The 17,825-nt window shown below is 37.4% G+C and carries 12 protein-coding genes; all 12 read left to right on the top strand.

What is annotated here, in order from left to right; all coding sequences use genetic code 11:
- The first annotated feature begins 8 nt into the window (after nucleotides 1-8).
- The 12 genes from F598_RS0100540 to F598_RS0100485 all read left to right on the top strand — a co-directional run bounded on the left by F598_RS0100540 (nucleotide 9) and on the right by F598_RS0100485 (nucleotide 17,823).
- Complete coding sequence (locus F598_RS0100540; RefSeq protein ID WP_026302423.1) at nucleotides 9-1,457, top strand: Ig-like domain-containing protein; 1,449 nt, start codon at nucleotides 9-11, stop codon at nucleotides 1,455-1,457.
- 16 nt (nucleotides 1,458-1,473) lie between these two features.
- Entirely contained in the window at nucleotides 1,474-2,334 is an 861-nt protein-coding gene (locus F598_RS0100535) for a glycoside hydrolase family 16 protein (RefSeq protein ID WP_019037053.1), read from the top strand.
- Nucleotides 2,335-2,349: 15 nt separating this feature from the next.
- The gene (locus F598_RS0100530) at nucleotides 2,350-3,114 is read left to right on the top strand and encodes a PKD domain-containing protein (RefSeq protein ID WP_019037052.1); all 765 of its coding nucleotides are present in this window, start codon (nucleotides 2,350-2,352) and stop codon (nucleotides 3,112-3,114) included.
- Nucleotides 3,115-3,184: 70 nt separating this feature from the next.
- Nucleotides 3,185-6,625, top strand: coding sequence for a hypothetical protein (locus F598_RS0100525; RefSeq protein ID WP_019037051.1), 3,441 nt, complete (start codon nucleotides 3,185-3,187; stop codon nucleotides 6,623-6,625).
- 6 nt (nucleotides 6,626-6,631) lie between these two features.
- A complete protein-coding gene (locus F598_RS0100520; RefSeq protein WP_019037050.1) occupies nucleotides 6,632-7,915 on the top strand; it encodes a glycoside hydrolase family 17 protein in 1,284 nt (427 codons plus the stop codon).
- 35 nt (nucleotides 7,916-7,950) lie between these two features.
- Entirely contained in the window at nucleotides 7,951-9,441 is a 1,491-nt protein-coding gene (locus F598_RS0100515) for a glycoside hydrolase family 30 protein (protein ID WP_033408295.1), read from the top strand.
- Between the two features lie 10 nt (nucleotides 9,442-9,451).
- Nucleotides 9,452-11,947 (top strand): MFS transporter, encoded by a 2,496-nt coding sequence (locus F598_RS0100510; protein ID WP_019037048.1) that lies wholly within the window; start codon nucleotides 9,452-9,454, stop codon nucleotides 11,945-11,947.
- Between the two features lie 9 nt (nucleotides 11,948-11,956).
- On the top strand, nucleotides 11,957-12,877 hold the full coding sequence (locus tag F598_RS0100505) for a glycoside hydrolase family 17 protein (protein ID WP_019037047.1): 921 nt from the start codon (nucleotides 11,957-11,959) through the stop codon (nucleotides 12,875-12,877).
- 221 nt (nucleotides 12,878-13,098) lie between these two features.
- Nucleotides 13,099-14,442 carry a T9SS type A sorting domain-containing protein gene (locus tag F598_RS0100500; protein ID WP_019037046.1) on the top strand — a complete coding sequence of 448 codons (1,344 nt, stop codon included), beginning with the start codon at nucleotides 13,099-13,101 and terminating at the stop codon, nucleotides 14,440-14,442.
- A gap of 63 nt (nucleotides 14,443-14,505) precedes the next feature.
- A complete protein-coding gene (locus F598_RS0100495) occupies nucleotides 14,506-15,501 on the top strand; it encodes a LacI family DNA-binding transcriptional regulator (protein ID WP_019037045.1) in 996 nt (331 codons plus the stop codon).
- A 26-nt stretch (nucleotides 15,502-15,527) separates the two neighbouring features.
- Entirely contained in the window at nucleotides 15,528-15,935 is a 408-nt protein-coding gene (gene mscL / locus F598_RS0100490) for a large-conductance mechanosensitive channel protein MscL (RefSeq protein ID WP_019037044.1), read from the top strand.
- Between the two features lie 85 nt (nucleotides 15,936-16,020).
- On the top strand, nucleotides 16,021-17,823 hold the full coding sequence (locus F598_RS0100485) for a GNAT family N-acyltransferase (protein ID WP_019037043.1): 1,803 nt from the start codon (nucleotides 16,021-16,023) through the stop codon (nucleotides 17,821-17,823).
- Nucleotides 17,824-17,825: the final 2 nt, after the last annotated feature.

Raw genomic sequence — 17,825 nt, 5'->3', positions numbered from 1 at the left:
TATTTGAAATGATACATAAACTAACAAATTCGATTCGGTGGATAGGTCTTGCAGGATTATTTGCAATGGTCGCTATAAGTTGCGAAAGAGAAGTGTCTGATGATGCTGTTTTAGCCACTTTTCCTAATACAGCAGAAGTGTATACAGATAACCCGGTTGGGCTTACTGATCAATTTTTTGAATCCTTCAATCCTGCTGAAGGGTATAATCCCGAAGCTTTTGATACAGACGATACTGAAGCTTATTTAGGATCATCTTCAATTCGTTTAGATATACCAGCTCCAAATGACCCAGACGGTGGTTTTGTTGGAGGTGTTTTTTCAGATCGAGGCGAAGGAAGAGACCTTTCTGGATATGATGCGTTAACCTTTTGGATTAAAGCTTCTCGAACTGCAGTATTTGATGAAGTAGGATTTGGAACTACTTTTACAGGAGAGAGATTTGCAACTAAACGATTTGGAGTGCCATTGTCTACTCAATGGAGAAAAATTATAATTCCTATACCAGATCCTTCCAAACTCACCCAGGAAAGCGGATTATTTTCATTTATTACTGGTTCAGAAAGTACTGGTGGTGTTGGCTTTACGATTTGGATTGATGAAATTAAATTTGAAAGCTTGGGAACGCTTGGTCAATATAGACCAGCAATTCTTGACGGGGATGATATAACACAAGAGGGTTTTTTGGAGGTTCCTTTTCAACTGTCGGGATTAACTCAAACAGTCAATTCAGAGTCTGGCGAAGATATTACTGTGTTAGCTTCCCCTTCTTATTTTAATTTTGAAACTTCAAACTCAGAAGTTGCCACTATAAATGAAACTGGCCTTGTGTCTGTAGTTGGTATTGGTGAAGTAGAAATAACTGCAAGTATTGGAAACGATGTGGCAGCGGGATCTTTGACACTAAACGTTGATGGGGGCTTTAACTTTGCCCCAGGTCCTACAAGACCTGCAGAAGATGTAGTTTCTCTATTTAGTGATGCTTATGATGATATACCTGTTTCAAGATATAATTCTTTCTTTGAACCATTTCAAACCACTTTAGGAGGTGTGGTACAAGTTGGTCCCGAATCAATTATTCGGTATACAGATTTAAACTTTGTTGGTATTGTGTTTAATGATGTGACATTTCCTGCAGAAGCTGTACAACCTGTAAATGCAACTGGATTAACCCACTTGCATCTTGATATTAATGTTCAAGAGGAGTTACAGCCTGGTGATCAAATAAAACTAGAATTGACCAACTATGGAGCAACTGAAACTGTTGGCTCATTCACTATAACAACAGATGATTTAGTGTCTGATGATTGGGCTAGTTTTGATATTCCTCTTTCAGATTTTTCCGGCTTAACAGATAGAAATCGCATAGGACTATTGCTTTTTAATTCTGAGGTCGGAGCCAATAATCCAACAATCTCGACTATTTTTTTAGATAATATTTATTTCTATACAGAGTAATTCTAAAACATAAATCATGAAAAAAGTAAAATATAAGCTGATATTAGGTTTACTTACCTTAAGTTTTTTCAGTTGTGATCTCGACGAAACTCAAGAAGTAGTTACCAAAAATAACCTGGTCTGGTCTGATGAATTTGATCAAGATGGTGCCCCAAATCCAGAAAACTGGAAATTTGATATAGGAGACGGTACAGAGCAAGGCATACCTGGGTGGGGTAATAACGAACTTCAGTTTTATACCGATAGACCAGAAAATGCCAAAGTGGAAAACGGGGTTTTAGTCATCACAGCAAGACAGGAAACTTTTCAGGGAAATAACTATACCTCTGCAAGGTTAACCACTCAAGGCTTGTTTGAAAAGGAGTACGGACGCTTCGAAGCTCGCATTAAGTTGCCTTTTGGCAAAGGTTACTGGCCGGCATTTTGGCTACTAGGTGTACCTAAAACTATCAATGTAGATGGCGAACAAGTACTGGAAGAGTGGCCTGCTGTTGGTGAAATCGATATCATGGAATACCTGGGTGATGAGCCAACAACTGTATTTGGAACCCTTCATGGTCCAAATTTTTCCGGAGCAGAATCTATTTCCAAAGATTTTAGTTTAGAAAATGACAGGTTTGACGAAGATTTTCATGTCTTCGGAATCGAATGGTCGCCAAACCGTGTCAATTATTATGTGGATGACGTATTATACCACTCTCTAACTCCTGAAGATGTCGACGAAGAAACCGATGGTGAAGGTGAATGGGTGTTTAACGACAGACCTTTTTACATCATCCTAAACGTGGCTATAGGAGGGAATCTACCGGGGAATCCTACCCCAGAAACTGAATTTCCACAGAGGATGATTGTAGATTATGTAAGAGTTTACGAATAACTAAAACGCATTAAAATGAAACTACTTAAATCAGTTTTTTTTATCATAGTAGCTATAGTCTTTTCTTTTATCCAACTGTCCTGTGAAGACAACGATAGCGGAATTGACTTTGTGGGTTTCGAAGCCAGGTTTATTTCTGATATCGATAATAGAACAGTCACCTTTACCAACTTGTCTACTGAAGCCTCTTCTTTTCAATGGGACTTTGGTGACATGGGCGTATCGTTATCATCAGATCAAAATCCGACTTATACCTATGAAGAAGACGGAACTTATACCGTGACTCTTACCGCAACTAATGCTAATGGACAAACCGATACATTTCAGGCCGATGTGGAAGTGGAACTTATCTTGATCACCAATGGTGATTTTGAAAATGGTTCAGAAGGATGGATTGTAGGGGTGAATGATAATGCCCCAGCACCAGTGGTGACCGAAAATGGAAATTCATTTTATCAGGTCAACATTACCAATCCAGATCCTAACCAACCTTTTTTGGTGAATCTAAGTCAGAAATTACCGATTACTCAGGGAGAAACTTATATCCTTACTTTTGAAGCTTGGTCCGATACCAATAGAACATTGATTGCTGGGATCGGTCTTAGCGGAGGGGATTTTTCCAATGATGTACGAACCGTCAATTTAACCGATACTCCTCAGGTATTTGAATTGACTTTAAGTTCGCAGGAATTTGGTGCCCCAGATGCCAGAGTTCTATTTGACTCTAATGGAGATGCCGGTCTGGTAAGAATCGATAATGTGTCTCTAGAATTACTATAACCTTTATATTTTTTTAAAAACTCATCTCAATTAATAAGTTACAACGAATAGAAACGAACTAAATATTTATATGATTAATACGACTAAAAGTTCAGCAGAGGAACAATTAGAAATAATGAAAATCAATGGTGAAAAATTTTTAAAAATCACCAATAATGATGCGATGAGGCCTTTTTTTATGAGCATCGTCAGTGATTCTAATCACTGGATGTTTATTTCTAGCAACGGCGGCTTAACAGCAGGTAGAAGAAATGCTGAATTTACTTTATTTCCTTATTATACAGATGATAAGATAACTGAGTCTGCACACTATACAGGAAGTAAGACTATATTTAAAGTGCATTCTACAGACAATATTCATTACTGGGAACCTTTCTCTAATCGGTTTGTAGAACAGTATCAAATTACAAGAAACCTTTACAAAAATATCTATGGAGATAAACTGATTTTTGAAGAAGTTAATCATTCTCTGAACCTTAAATTCACTTACCGCTGGTCTACCAGCGATCAGTTTGGTTTTGTCAAAGAAGCTCAACTCCATAACCTAAACGATACTAAGCTGAATGTTGAAATGCTGGATGGGCTTCAAAACGTACTTCCTGCAGGAGTCGTTAGTGATTTGCAAACACAAAGTAGCAACTTGGTAGATGCATATAAAAGAAGCGAGCTCGATAAACCACATGGCCTTGGTATTTTTGCGCTTAGTGCTGTTCCTGTAGATAAGGCAGAGCCAAGCGAGGCACTCAAAGCCAACGTGGTTTGGTCTTTGGGATTCGAAAACCCTACCTATTTGCTATCTTCTTTACAATTAGAAAACTTTAGAAGCGGTAAACCCATCAGTCAGGAGGAAGATATCAAAGCCGAAAAAGGAGCCTATTTTATCAATACTCAGCTTCAACTGGATGCTGAAGAGACTAAAACATGGCATATTATAGCTGATGTCAATTATAACCAATCAGCCGTTGTGAAACTTCAACATCAGATCAAAGACAAGAAGGTTCTTAATTTGATCCAGGAAGATATCAAGCAGGGAACCGAAAAACTAAAACGTTTTGTAGGTGCAGCAGATGGTCTTCAACGTACAAATGATAATTTAAGGGATATCCGGCATTACTCCAATGCGATGTTTAATATCATGCGGGGAGGTATTTTCGATGATAACTATCAAATTGAATGCTGGGATTTCAAAAAATACATCAAGAAAGCAAATACTTCACTTTTTAAAAAGGTCTCTTCAAAAATTGATGCCTTACCAGAAGTTTTTACACTTTTTAAGCTTCAAGAACTCTGTTTGACCATCAACAATGATGATTTTACAAGATTGTCTCTAGAATATTTACCTCTGAAATTTAGCCGTAGACACGGGGACCCTAGCCGACCTTGGAATCAATTTTCTATCAATACCAAAGACGATGATGGGTCTAAGATTTTAGATTATGAAGGTAATTGGCGTGATATTTTTCAAAACTGGGAAAGTTTAGCTCACTCTTACCCGGAGTTTATAGAGAGTATGATCTATAAATTTTTAAATGCTACCACTTTTGATGGTTATAATCCTTATCGTGTCACTAAAGACGGGTTCGATTGGGAAACCATAGAACCAGACGATCCCTGGTCTTATATCGGTTACTGGGGTGATCACCAAATTATCTACTTGCTAAAGTTTTTAGAATTTTGTGAGGATTACAAACCCAATAGTTTATCAAAACTATTTCATAAGTCAGAATTTGTTTACGCTAATGTTCCTTACAAAATCAAGCCTTATCAAGACATCCTAGATGATCCTAAGGACACCATCGACTTTGATCATGAGGCTGATGCTGAAATTCGAAAGAAAAGAAAAGAAATTGGAGCCGACGGTGCACTGCTTTTCTCAAAATCTGGTGAAATTCTTCACGTCAACTTTATCGAAAAGATTTTAGCAACAACCTTGGCAAAGCTTTCTAATTTTATCCCTGAGGCTGGTATCTGGATGAATACGCAACGTCCAGAATGGAATGATGCCAACAATGCTTTGGTAGGGAATGGCGTGTCCATGGTAACCTTATCTTACTTAAGACGATTCCTGTCTTTTTTTAAGTCTATTTTCAAGGATATAGATGCATCAGAAACTTATGAAATTTCAGAAGAACTTGTTGAGCTGTTTCATAAGATCAATAAAACTTTCGAAGCTCATCAACACTTAGTTAAGTCGAGTTTTAGTGATCATCAACGTAAAGAGATTTTAGATCAATTAGGTGAAGCAGCTAGTACTTTTAGAACTCAAGTATATACTGGTGGATTTTCTGGAATAAAGTCTACAGTTTCTGCTCAGGATATCAACCAGTTTATCGATTGCAGCTTGCCTTATTTAGAACAAGCCATCGACGCCAATAAGCGTACGGACAATTTATACCATGCTTACAATTTGATGACTTTAGATGATGATAAAGTATCTATAGATTACCTTTCTGAAATGCTCGAAGGGCAGGTGGCTGTTTTAAGCTCAGGATATTTAAATTCAGAGCAAGCGTTAAGCACGCTTGATGCTTTAAAAAACAGTGAATTGTTTAGGTCCGATCAATATAGTTATTTGCTGTATCCTAATAAAGAATTGAAAGGATTCCTGGAGAGAAATCATGTCCCTGAGGCTTCGGTAAAAAGTTCAAAGTTACTCACAGAATTGGTCAAAGCTGGACGAACGGGTATCATCGAAAAAGATGTGGAAGGCCAGTATCATTTTAATGCAAAATTCAACAACGCGAAAAAACTTAGTGAGGCTTTAGAGGCTTTAGAAGATGAACCCTATTCTATTTTAGCAAAAAAAGAAAAGAGTCTTGTGCTTAAAGTCTACGAAGAGGTCTTCAATCATAAATCGTTTACTGGACGTTCTGGCACCTTTTACGGTTATGAAGGTTTAGGATCGATCTATTGGCATATGGTATCCAAGCTACAATTAGCTGTCTTAGAAACTTGTTTAAAAGCTATTGAAGAAGATGTATCTGATGAAACTTTAGGCCGCTTGCTCGAGCATTATTATGAAATCAATGAAGGTATTGGTGTTCATAAATCCCCAAAACTTTATGGAGCATTTCCAACCGACCCCTATTCGCATACGCCATTAGGTAAGGGTGCTCAGCAACCAGGGATGACTGGACAAGTTAAAGAAGACATCCTGAGTCGATTTGGTGAATTAGGAGTTTTTATCAAAGAAGGAAAATTAGAGTTTCAACCACATCTGTTAAGGCGTTTGGAATTTTTAGATAAAACTCAGGTGTTTAGATTCGTAGATTTAGATAATCAAAAACAACAGCTAGAGTTGGAAAAAGACAGCCTAGGTTTTACCTTCTGTCAGGTTCCTATTATCTATAACAAATCAGATCACAGCCAGATTGAAGTTATTTTTAAGGATACTGATCAACAACTGTTTGAAGGCCTTCAATTGCCTGACTCAATAAGCAAGGAGGTGTTTAAAAGATCTGGGAAAATTAAACGTATCCAAGTTTCCATAGAAAATTCCATTTTAAAATAAAATCATATGAAGCTGATAATCCAAAGTATTCTACTTCTAAGCCTTGCCTTATTGGCTTCATGTGAACCATCTCAAAAAGAGAAAAAATCTATGCAAAATAAACGCAATTTAACTGCAGAGGAAATCCTTAAGAAGCCAGATTACCTCGCCATATCTTACGGTGGATATAGAGAAAATACTCGAAATGTGCAACCCACGGTAAGCCAATTGAAACAAGATTTAAAAATATTGCAGGCTATAAATATTAAGATCTTAAGAACCTATAATGTTCGTCTACCACATGCCGCAAACGTTTTGGAATCGATAAAACAGCTTAAAGAAGAAGATCCAGAATTTGAAATGTATGTGATGCTTGGAGTGTGGATCGATTGTAAAAATGCGTGGACCGAACTTCCTTTAAACCACAATGAAGAAAGTGAATACAACGCTTCAGAAATTAGCCGTGCTGTAGAGCTGGCGAACAAATATCCTGATATCGTGAAAATCATCGCGGTTGGTAATGAAGCTATGGTGAAATGGGCTACGGCATATTACGTTCAGCCTCATATTATTTTAAAGTGGGTGAAGCACCTTCAGGAGCTTAAAAAAGAAGGTAAATTGAATAAAGATTTATGGATCACCAGTTCCGATAATTTTGCATCATGGGGAGGAGGAGAGCATGAATATCATACACCAGAACTAGAAGAATTGGTGAAAAGTGTAGACTACCTGTCTATTCATACTTATCCTATGCACGATACGCATTACAATCCGATTTTCTGGGGAGTGCTCCATAAAGAGCAAGAGTTAAGCAATACTGTAAAAATTGATAAAGCTATGAATCGTGCCTTAGGATACGCTATTTCGCAATATGATAGTGTGGCGAGTTACGTGAAGTCTTTAGATGTAGAAAAACCTATTCATATTGGTGAAACCGGATGGGCTAGTTTTTCAGACCGTCATTATGGTCCTAAGGGCTCTAAAGCTACAGACGAATATAAGCAGGCACTTTATTATCATAAAATGAGAGAATGGGCTACAGAAAATAAGATCAAATGCTTCTATTTTGAAGCTTTTGATGAGCCTTGGAAAGATGCTCAATACCCAAACGGCTCCGAGAATTTTTTCGGCCTTTTCACTGTAGATGGTCAAGCCAAATACGCACTTTGGGATGAGGTAAACGAAGGAACCTTCAAAGGATTAAAACGTGGAAAGAAAAGCATTAAAAAAACCTATGACGGAAAACTTAATGACCTTCTATTAGATGTGGATATGCCACCCGTTAAAAAAGAGATTACGCTTAATCATTAGACTAATCATGAAAAGCAAACCTTATGAAACAGCCTATGAAACTGATAATCGCAAATTTGATACTACTTATGATCATTAGCTCTTGCGCTCAAAAGCAGACCACTGCTGAAACTCAAATCGATGTTTTTGAAACGTCCAGAAGTGGAAATCAATTGACTAAGGTAGATAGTTTTAGTCAAAAGGAATCTACATCTAAAATCATACTTAACCCAAAGAAAACTTTTCAAACGTTTACGGGTTTTGGCGGATCTTTTACAGAGGCTTCAGCTTATTTACTGAATCAGTTAAGCCCAGAGAAACGAAAAGAGGTTATCGAGGCTTATTTTTCTGATGCTGGAGCACGATATTCTTTAACCAGGACACATATGAATTCAAGTGATTTCTCACTTGGTCAATATTCCTATGCCCCGGTGGAAGGAGATACGCTTTTGAAAAATTTTAGTATAGAGGAAGATAAAGATGATATTATTCCTATGATCAAAGACGCAATGCAGGCTTCTTCAGAAGGTTTCAATATTATTGCTTCACCATGGACAGCCCCACCCTGGATGAAAACCAACAATGATTGGGTAGGCGGTGAACTGAAGCCAGAGTATTATGATACATGGGCTTTTTTCTTTTCTAAGTATGCAGAAGCTTACTCAAAAGAAGGAATTGATATTTGGGGCTTTACCGTTGAAAATGAACCTCATGGTAATGGCAATAACTGGGAAAGTATGCACTATACTCCAGAGCAAATGACCGATTTTGTAAGAGAGCATCTCGGCCCACAATTAGAAAAGGATGGAAAAGGAGACTTAAAAATTTTAGGATACGACCAAAATCGAGGAGGCATCAAGGAATGGGTGGACGAAATGTATAAGAATGAGGCCAATGCCAAGTATTATGATGGTACCGCCATCCACTGGTACGAAAGCACCTTTAAAGTTTACGAAGAAGCTCTTCAATACGCTCATGAAAAAGCACCCGATAAATACTTAATCCAAACAGAAGCCTGTGTTGATGCTGAGGTGCCAAAATGGAAAGATGACGACTGGTATTGGCAAAAAGAAGCTACAGACTGGGGCTGGGACTGGGCTCCAGAAGACCAGAAACACCTGCATCCAAAATACCGTCCTGTATACCGATATGCCAGAGATATAATCGGCTGTATGAATAACTGGGTCGATGGTTGGGTCGACTGGAATATGGTATTAAACAGGCAAGGAGGGCCCAACTGGTTCGAAAACTGGTGTGTAGCCCCTGTCATTGTAGATCCAGAAGCAGATGAGGTTTATTATACGCCTATTTATTATACTATGGCTCACTTTAGTAAGTTTATCAGACCTGGAGCGAAACGTATAGATTTCAACTCTACTGATGAGGAGTTACAGGTGAGTGCCGCTACCAATCCAGACGGAAGTCATGTGTTGATTGTTTTTAACCCATCGGAAACTGAAAAGGTTTTTGAGTTGGATATCGAAGAAACATCTCAGCAGATATCTATAAATCCACAGGCTATTCAAACCATCACTATAGCTAAATAACTGAATATGTATGGCTGATATTAAAACTCCAGAAAAAGATAAAGTACCAGTAGGTCAAAAAGCGGCCTTTGGTGCAGGACATTTTATTTTAAATGTATTGCCAGGTACACTTGGCGTTTTTATTCAGTTTTTTTTACTTACGGCCTGGGGAGTTGATCCTTTATGGGCTGGTTTATTAGGCGGATTACCGAGAATATTTGACGCCTTTACGGATCCCATCATGGGATTTATTACCGATAATACAAAATCCAAATATGGGAGACGACGGCCTTATATTTTCTTTGGCTCTATTCTAAGTGGTATACTATTCTTCTTGATGTGGCAACTCGATGATAATGCTTCTCAGACTTATATCATCTGGCATGTCATGGTCCTTCAACTTTTATTTTTGATCGGTAATACCATGTTTGCAACTCCTTTAGTTGGTTTGGGTTATGAAATGACCCCAGACTATCACGAGCGTACCCGATTGATGGCTTTTTCCAATACAATGGGTCAAATCGCATGGATGATCGTACCCTGGTTGTATGTGATTATTCCAGACGCTGAAACGTTTAACACTAAACAAGAAGGTGTCCGGACGATGGCGCTTATAGTAGGAGCAATGACCATTCTTTTTGGAGTATTACCAGCCTTGTTCTGCAAAGGAATGGATGCTGGGAATATGGAGAACAGGGAACGTATCAGTTTCAAAGCCTTAGCAAAAAATCTAAAAAAATTATACCAAGGTATTGTTCAGGTCTCCAAAAACAAGCCTTTCATGAAACTTTGCGGGGCTACATTTTTAGTATTTAATGGATTTCAATTGGTGGCGGCCTTTGGTGTCTTCATCATTGTCTTTTACATGTACAATGGTAGTTATGATACCGCAGGAACTTGGCCTGCCTGGTTCAATACTATAAACGCTATTATTACAGCCTTCATTGTCATACCGATAATCTCAAAAATTGCTACTAAAATCGGTAAGCGTAAGGCCTTTTTGTTATCCACTTTTTTATCGATTGTTGGTTATGTATTGAAGTGGTGGGGGTTTGATTTAGAATTAAATGCAAAATTTAACGAGACAGCCCTTGGTGAATCCTTAACTGCTGGTCTTGGGAAGGTGTTTAATTTTCTAAATCCATATTTGGATAGCATAGGAGCCTCCTGGTTTACCATTAATATAGAGGATGGAGTACCCTGGCTCATCTTCGTTCCTATTCCATTGTTTGCCTTTGGTATGGGTGGTTTATTCACATTGATGATGTCTATGACTGCAGATGTTTGTGATTTGGATGAACTTGAAAATGGATTGCCTAGGAAAGAAGGGACTTTTGGAGCTATTTACTGGTTGATGGTAAAAATCGGTCAATCTATCGCTTTGGTTTTGGGAGGTGTGATTTTAAGCATTGTTGGCTTTAATCCAGATGCCCCAATACAGACGTTAGAGACTATGAATAATCTGAGAATCGCCGATATTATTGTTCCTGCTGGAACAGCCGCTTTAGCTTTTATGGTGATGTGGGGATATAAATTAGACGAGGATCGAGTCCGTGAGATTGGCAAAGAACTAGAACGAAGAAAAGTAAAACCAAAAGTTTTATCTTCAAGTGGATATTTGGGCCAGGCGTCCTTCCCAATGGCATCTTTAGGTCTTAAACCTGACTTGAAATACGATTTAGATTTTTCAACTAAATCTAATCATGATATTTCGAAATTGTTTAAATCCTATTTAAACAAAGGCTTGCATGGCATTTGTTTTAGCCCTTATGAAGAGGGACAAGATCTCAATGATGTCCTTTCTGAAAAACAGATAAGCAGAAGGATGAAAATCATAGAACCCTATACCAAATGGGTGAGATCATTTTCCTGTACTAATGGAAATGAATACATTCCAAAAATTGCAAAGCAGTATGGCCTAAAGACTGTAGTTGGAGCTTGGATTAGCAATGATAAGTCTAAAAACAACGCAGAGGTCAACAACTTAGTTAAACTAGCTAATGAAGGTATGGTGGATATTGCTGTTGTTGGAAATGAAGTTCTTTTGAGAAATGAATTATCAGAAGCTGAAGTTCTAGCCTTCATTCAAACCGTCAAAGAAAAACTTCCTTCTCATATACCGGTTACCTACATCGATTCCTACTATATTTTTGATCAGTATCCGGAACTTATCAAAGCCTGCGATTTGCTCTTGATTAATTGTTATCCGTTCTGGGAAGGGGCAGATATTGAAGTAGCTACAGCTTATCTGCGTTATATGTATAATCTTGTACTTCAGCAAGCTGATGGAAAACCAGTGATCATTTCTGAAACAGGATGGCCAAATGATGGCGAATCTACAGAGGATGCCAAACCCTCAAAAACAAATGCCATGAAGTACTTCATCAATGTGAATCATTGGGCTGATAAGGAAAATATAAATGTATTCTACTTTTCATCTTTCGACGAGTCCTGGAAAATTCATCATGAAGGTGATGTAGGGCAGCGTTGGGGGTTATGGGATAAAAATGAAAAATTAAAATATTAACTAATTACTATGTCTTATAGAAAAGAACAACTTTTAACTGAACGTCAACAAGATTTCTTGGCCTCCCTGGAACATCATGATTTTATCCCAGGACAAGCTAGTAAAGAAGATTTGGCAGCCATGCTTAATGCCATTCTTAAAGAGAGCATTCATGGTATTTGCTTTAGTATGTATGAAGATGGACAAGAACCTGGAGATCATATCACAGAAGAGCAAGTAAGAAGACGGTTGAACATCTTAAAACCTCATATCAAATGGGTGCGTTCTTTTTCTTGTATTGAAGGAAATGAATTTGTACCAAAAGTGGCTAAAGAACTAGGCATTAAAACACTTGTTGGAGCCTGGATAGGAGATGACCCTGAAAAGAACAGAGAGGAACTCAACGCTCTTATTGAATTAGCCAACAAAGGACTGGTAGATATTGCAGCAGTAGGAAATGAAGTACTGTATAGAGATGACATTCCTTTAGAAGACTTGAAAGACCATTTAAGAGAGGTAAGAACTGAAGTTCCAAACCATATTCCAGTTGGGTATGTTGACGCCTATTACGAATTTACCGTTCATCCCGACCTTACAGAATTATGCGACGTTATACTTTCTAATTGTTATCCCTTTTGGGAAAGTTGTCATATTGATTACTCCCTAGCTCATATGCAGCAGATGTATGGACAAGCTCTCAGTGCAGCTAATGGTAAAAAAGTAATTATTACAGAAACTGGCTGGCCGAGTAAGGGTGAAAATTTAGGAGCTGCCCAGCCTTCAGATGAGAATTTCTTAAAGTTTTTTATTAATACACAAAACTGGTGTAAAAAGGCAGGCATTGAAAGTTTCTATTTTTCATCGTTTGATGAATCCTGGAAGGTTGGAGATGAAGGTATTGTTGGCGCTTATTGGGGAATTTGGGATAAAAACGAAAAATTGAAATACTAGACACTGGTAATATGTTATTTCAACAAACAATACATCACCCATACACTATTTTTTGCACAGGCCTTATTTTATTGATACTCTCCGTCTTAAAGCGAAATTAATAGTTAAGATCTGCTTTTACATTTTTGTATGTTTTTTGTATTGGTATTATTTGTCAAATTAATAGAAATTTATATTTATTTTTATCAGTAATTAAAATTTGTAACCTTAAAATTAATATTATGACAAAAATTACTACTTTATTTATGATGTTGCTAATGGTGACATTTGGATTTGCTCAACAAGAGATTATTCAAGATTTTGAAGAAGATGGGTTAGGTGGTCCTTTTGGTGGTGCTTCTGCAGCACTTGTTCCCGATCCTGAGACAGGAGGAACTAGAGGACAAGTAGCAGAATTGACTTCAGATCCTGGAGGCCAAGTTTTTCAAGGTATCAACATTTTCTTTTTCTCTGGTATTCAGGTGGAATTGACCACTGATAAAAGTATGGAAATGGATGTATATTCTTTGGAACCAATAACAATAGCACCGAAAGTGGTTGCTGGTGTTGATGGTGCTCCAGATTCAACTACTTCCGCAAGTCATTCTGGTAGTGGTTGGGAAACTTTATCATTCACATTTGATGATGGTTTTGATAATACTACAACTGCAGACGGTGAATATGGTGCTTTTGTAATCTATTACAATTGGGATTCCAATACAAATGGATTCGGAACACCAGATGACAGGGTGTTTTATGTGGATAATATATCAGGAATCTCTGTAGAAGCTCCAGTAACTCCTGTACCAGATGGACCTGCCCCTGTACCAACAGCTCCTGATGCAGAAACTTATAGTATTTACAACGATACAAACGGCTACAGCACGGTTTTTCCTATCGCTTATGACTTTGGAGGAGGTCTAGTAAATCAGCCAGATTTAGATGAGTCTGCAGCAGAAAATATTGCATATCAATTCAATTTTGGAGCTGGTGGATATGGTCAGGGTGAAGGAGGTCCAGATGATGTTTCAGCTTATGATTTTGTATCATTTGATTATTGGGCTGAAGATAATGCTACATTAACTGGATTTAGATTTGTTTTAATTGACAATCAATCTGGTGCTATTGAAGAATTTAATTATGAAATTGGAACTAATGAAGCTTTAGTATCAGGAGAATGGACTAAAGTTGAAATTCCAATGTCTTATTTTACTAATCTAGGTTTTGACGATACAGTTCTATTCCAATGGAAAGTTGATCCATTTCAACAAAGTGTCGATAATGCTGGAACAGTATACATAGACAATATTCTTTTAACTCAGAATTCTACTTTAAGCAACGATTCATTTAGTCAAGCAGAATTTAAAGCTTACCCTAACCCAACTCAAGATGTTTGGAACATCAGAACCTCTGAGAACATTCAGAAGGTTGAAGTTTATAACATTACCGGACGTTTGGTAAAAGAAGTCAATGTTAACGCTTCTGAAGCATCAATCAACGCTAATGATTTATCAAGTGGTGTTTATTTAGCCAAAATTTCTAATGAATTTGATCAAACCAGAACGATCAAATTAATCAAGGAATAAATTTTAATCTTTATACAAATAGCGTATGTTTGAGTTATTCAAGCATACGCTTTTTTAATTACTATGATTACATTAAAAGAACTTGCTAAGCAACTCAATGTTTCGGTCTCTACGGTTTCCAAAGCTCTTCATGATGCTAAAGATATTGGAGAAGATACCAAAAAGCGTATCAAAGAAGCTGCAGAGCTATACAATTACAGGCCTAATAAAACGGCTCTGGCTTTAAAAGTAAATAAGACTAATACGATAGGTGTTGTGGTCCCCGATATTTTGAATTCTTTTTTTGCTAAAGTATTGCATGGGATTGAAGAGTATGCCACAACTAAAGGTTACGATACCATTATTTGCGTAAGTCATGAACAGCTTAAAAAAGAAGCTAAAAGTGTTGAATTGATGCTTCAGGGTCGTGTTGACGGATTTATCATTTCTTTATCATCAGAAACGCTCTCTACACAGGAATATTCACATTTAGATCAAATCAATCTTAATAAAAAAGGACTGGTATTATTTGATAGAACGACTTCAGAAATCGATTGTGATAAAGTCGTAATTAATGATCAAAAATCCATTTACGATGCCACTCGCATTTTGATATCCAAACAAAAAACTAATATTGCCTTTGTAAGTAATATTGAAGACCTTTCCATCGGTCAACTTCGTAAAGAAGGTTACCAACAAGCGCTTATTGAACACGGGCTGGAACCAGACCCGGAACTTGTTTTGAACTTAACGGGTTCTCAACATCCTCATGATTTGATCAAGACCTTTATATCTTTACACGAATTTGATGCCGTCATCTCTGCAGATAATACCTCATCATTGATGTTTCAAAGCATAGTCAAGTCAGAAAGCCCACAACTGATGAAAGATATCATGCTCATTGGGTTTTCAGATGAAAAAAATGCCTTACTGAGCTATCCTAGAATCAATTACATCGATCAAAAAGCCATGAAAATTGGTGAGAAGGCAGCAGAATTACTTATTCAACGTTTAGAGAATAAAGATTCGAACAATAAGCCTCAAACGTTCGAAATGCCTTTTGAAATTCATATTGCCTAGAACATGGATAAACTAATCCAAATACGATGAAAATAATCAAAGAATTCAAAGAGTTTGCCGTTAAAGGCAATATGTTCGATATGGCCATTGGAATCATTATTGGAACAGCTTTCAGTACCATTGTTGATTCATTGGTAGGCGATCTCTTAATGCCACTTTTTAGCTATGTCACAGGCTCTATCAACTTTGAAGATTTAGTGGTTGTAATGAGACCAGAAACAGCAAATCAAACTTCAGTTGTATTAGGTTTTGGATCCTTCCTGAAACATACTATCGATTTTATAGTGATTGCGCTTACTATTTTCTTAGTAATTAAGGCCATCAATAAACTTCGAAGTAAGGCTGAAGACGAAACCAATCCCACAGAAGTGACGCCTAAAGACATACAGTTGCTTGCTGAAATTAGAGATCTTTTGAAGCAAAATCAATCTTAGGTTTAAAAATATCTCTTGCAGACTTACTTCTACAATTTGAAACAAAATCCTAAACTTTAGTATATTTACTCCTTAAAATACTAGTATGGGGTTTATCACGGCTGCTGAAATTGCCAACGGTCTCAATTTATCAAAATTTGGTATTCTGGGTAATGTTATGGGAAGTTTCATCATGCAAACTACCAGAATTTCTGAGCTTAATGACATCTATGATCAATATGCTCATCTGGACGGTTTAGAGTTTATCAATGCTGTATTACTGCATCTTGATGTTCATTTTGAAATTCCTGAAAAAGACTTCAAACGTATTCCAAAGTCTGGCCCCTTTGTGACTGTTTCTAACCACCCACTGGGAGCTGTTGACGGCCTAATACTTTTGAAACTTCTTATAGAGCAGCGCCCAGATTATAAAGTGGTGGCTAATTTTCTGTTGCATCGGCTCGAGCCCTTGAAGCCTTATGTTATGCCAGTAAACCCTTTTGAAACCAGAAAGGATGCAAAGTCAAGTGTTGGTGGGATTAAACAGGCTTTGTCTCATATTAAATCAGGCTCTCCTTTTGGAGTATTTCCTGCAGGAGAGGTATCTACCCATGTGGAGAACAGAAAGGTAGTAGATCGCCCCTGGTCTTTAGAAGCAATTCGCCTAATCAAAAAAGTAAAGGTGCCTGTAATTCCCGTCTATTTTCATGCTAAAAACTCAGCTTCATTTTATAGATTGGCTAAACTAAATGAGACCTTGAGGACGGCAAAGCTTCCCGGGGAGATGTTAAAACAAGGGCATAGAACAATTGGGGTCAGAATTGGAAATTCAATCCCCTTAAAAGATCAAGATGCGTATGATAATTTGGAAGAGTATTCCAATTTTTTAAGGCAAAAGACCTATTTCCTGGCCAATTCTTATGAGACAAAGAAGCTTTTAGAACATTTCCCTAAGCAGATTAAGTTTCCGATTAAAAGGCAACCCAAATCCATAGCAGACGAAATCTCAACAGAGGCACTCCAAAAGGAAGTACAAGGATGTCGGGATGAAAGTAGACGGCTTCTGGTAAGTAATAACTATGAAGTATTCATTGCTGAGCGAAAACATATCCCTAATATCGTTCTTGAGCTTGGCAGGCTCCGAGAAATAACCTTTAGATCCGTGGGCGAAGGCACTAACAAATCACTGGACTTAGATACCTATGATGATTACTATCAACATATGTTTCTTTGGGATAATCAGGCTAATAAAATTGCTGGTGCTTACCGAATGGGTCTAGGCCAAAATATTTTTAAGGCGCACGGTATTGAAGGGTTTTATTTAAACGAATTGTTTCGTTTTGAACCAGAACTCAATAAAATGCTAAGTGAATCTATTGAAATGGGACGTGCGTTTATCACCACAGACTATCAACAAAAACCAATGCCATTGTTTTTACTCTGGAAAGGCATTGTACATTGTACGCTAAGGTATCCTGAGCACAAGTATCTTATTGGGGGAGTAAGTATTAGTAATAAGTTTTCAAATTTTTCTAAATCGATGATGATTGAATTTATGAAATCCAATTACTATGATCCTTATGTCGCACAGTTTGTAAGACCGAAAAAGGAATTTAAAATAAAACTCAAAGATTCGGATAAAGACTTTGTTTTTGATGCCACTAAAGCAGACCTCACTAAATTTGATAAGATCATCGATGAAATTGAGCCCGATAATCTAAGGTTACCAGTGCTGATCAAAAAATATATCAAGCAAAATGCCAAAGTGGTGGCCTTTAATGTAGATCCGCTTTTCAATAATTCTGTAGATGGATTGATGTACATTCGAATTGAAGATATTCCAGAAAGTACAGTAAGACCAGTGATGGAAGAATTCCAGACTGAACTCGAACAACAAAATAAATTCTAAAC

It is taken from the genome of Psychroflexus tropicus DSM 15496 (assembly GCF_000378765.1).
In the GTDB taxonomy this organism is placed as follows: Bacteria; Bacteroidota; Bacteroidia; order Flavobacteriales; family Flavobacteriaceae; genus Psychroflexus; species Psychroflexus tropicus.
Note: the sequence above shows the minus strand (reverse complement) of the source record. Positions and strands in the feature narration are given on the sequence as shown.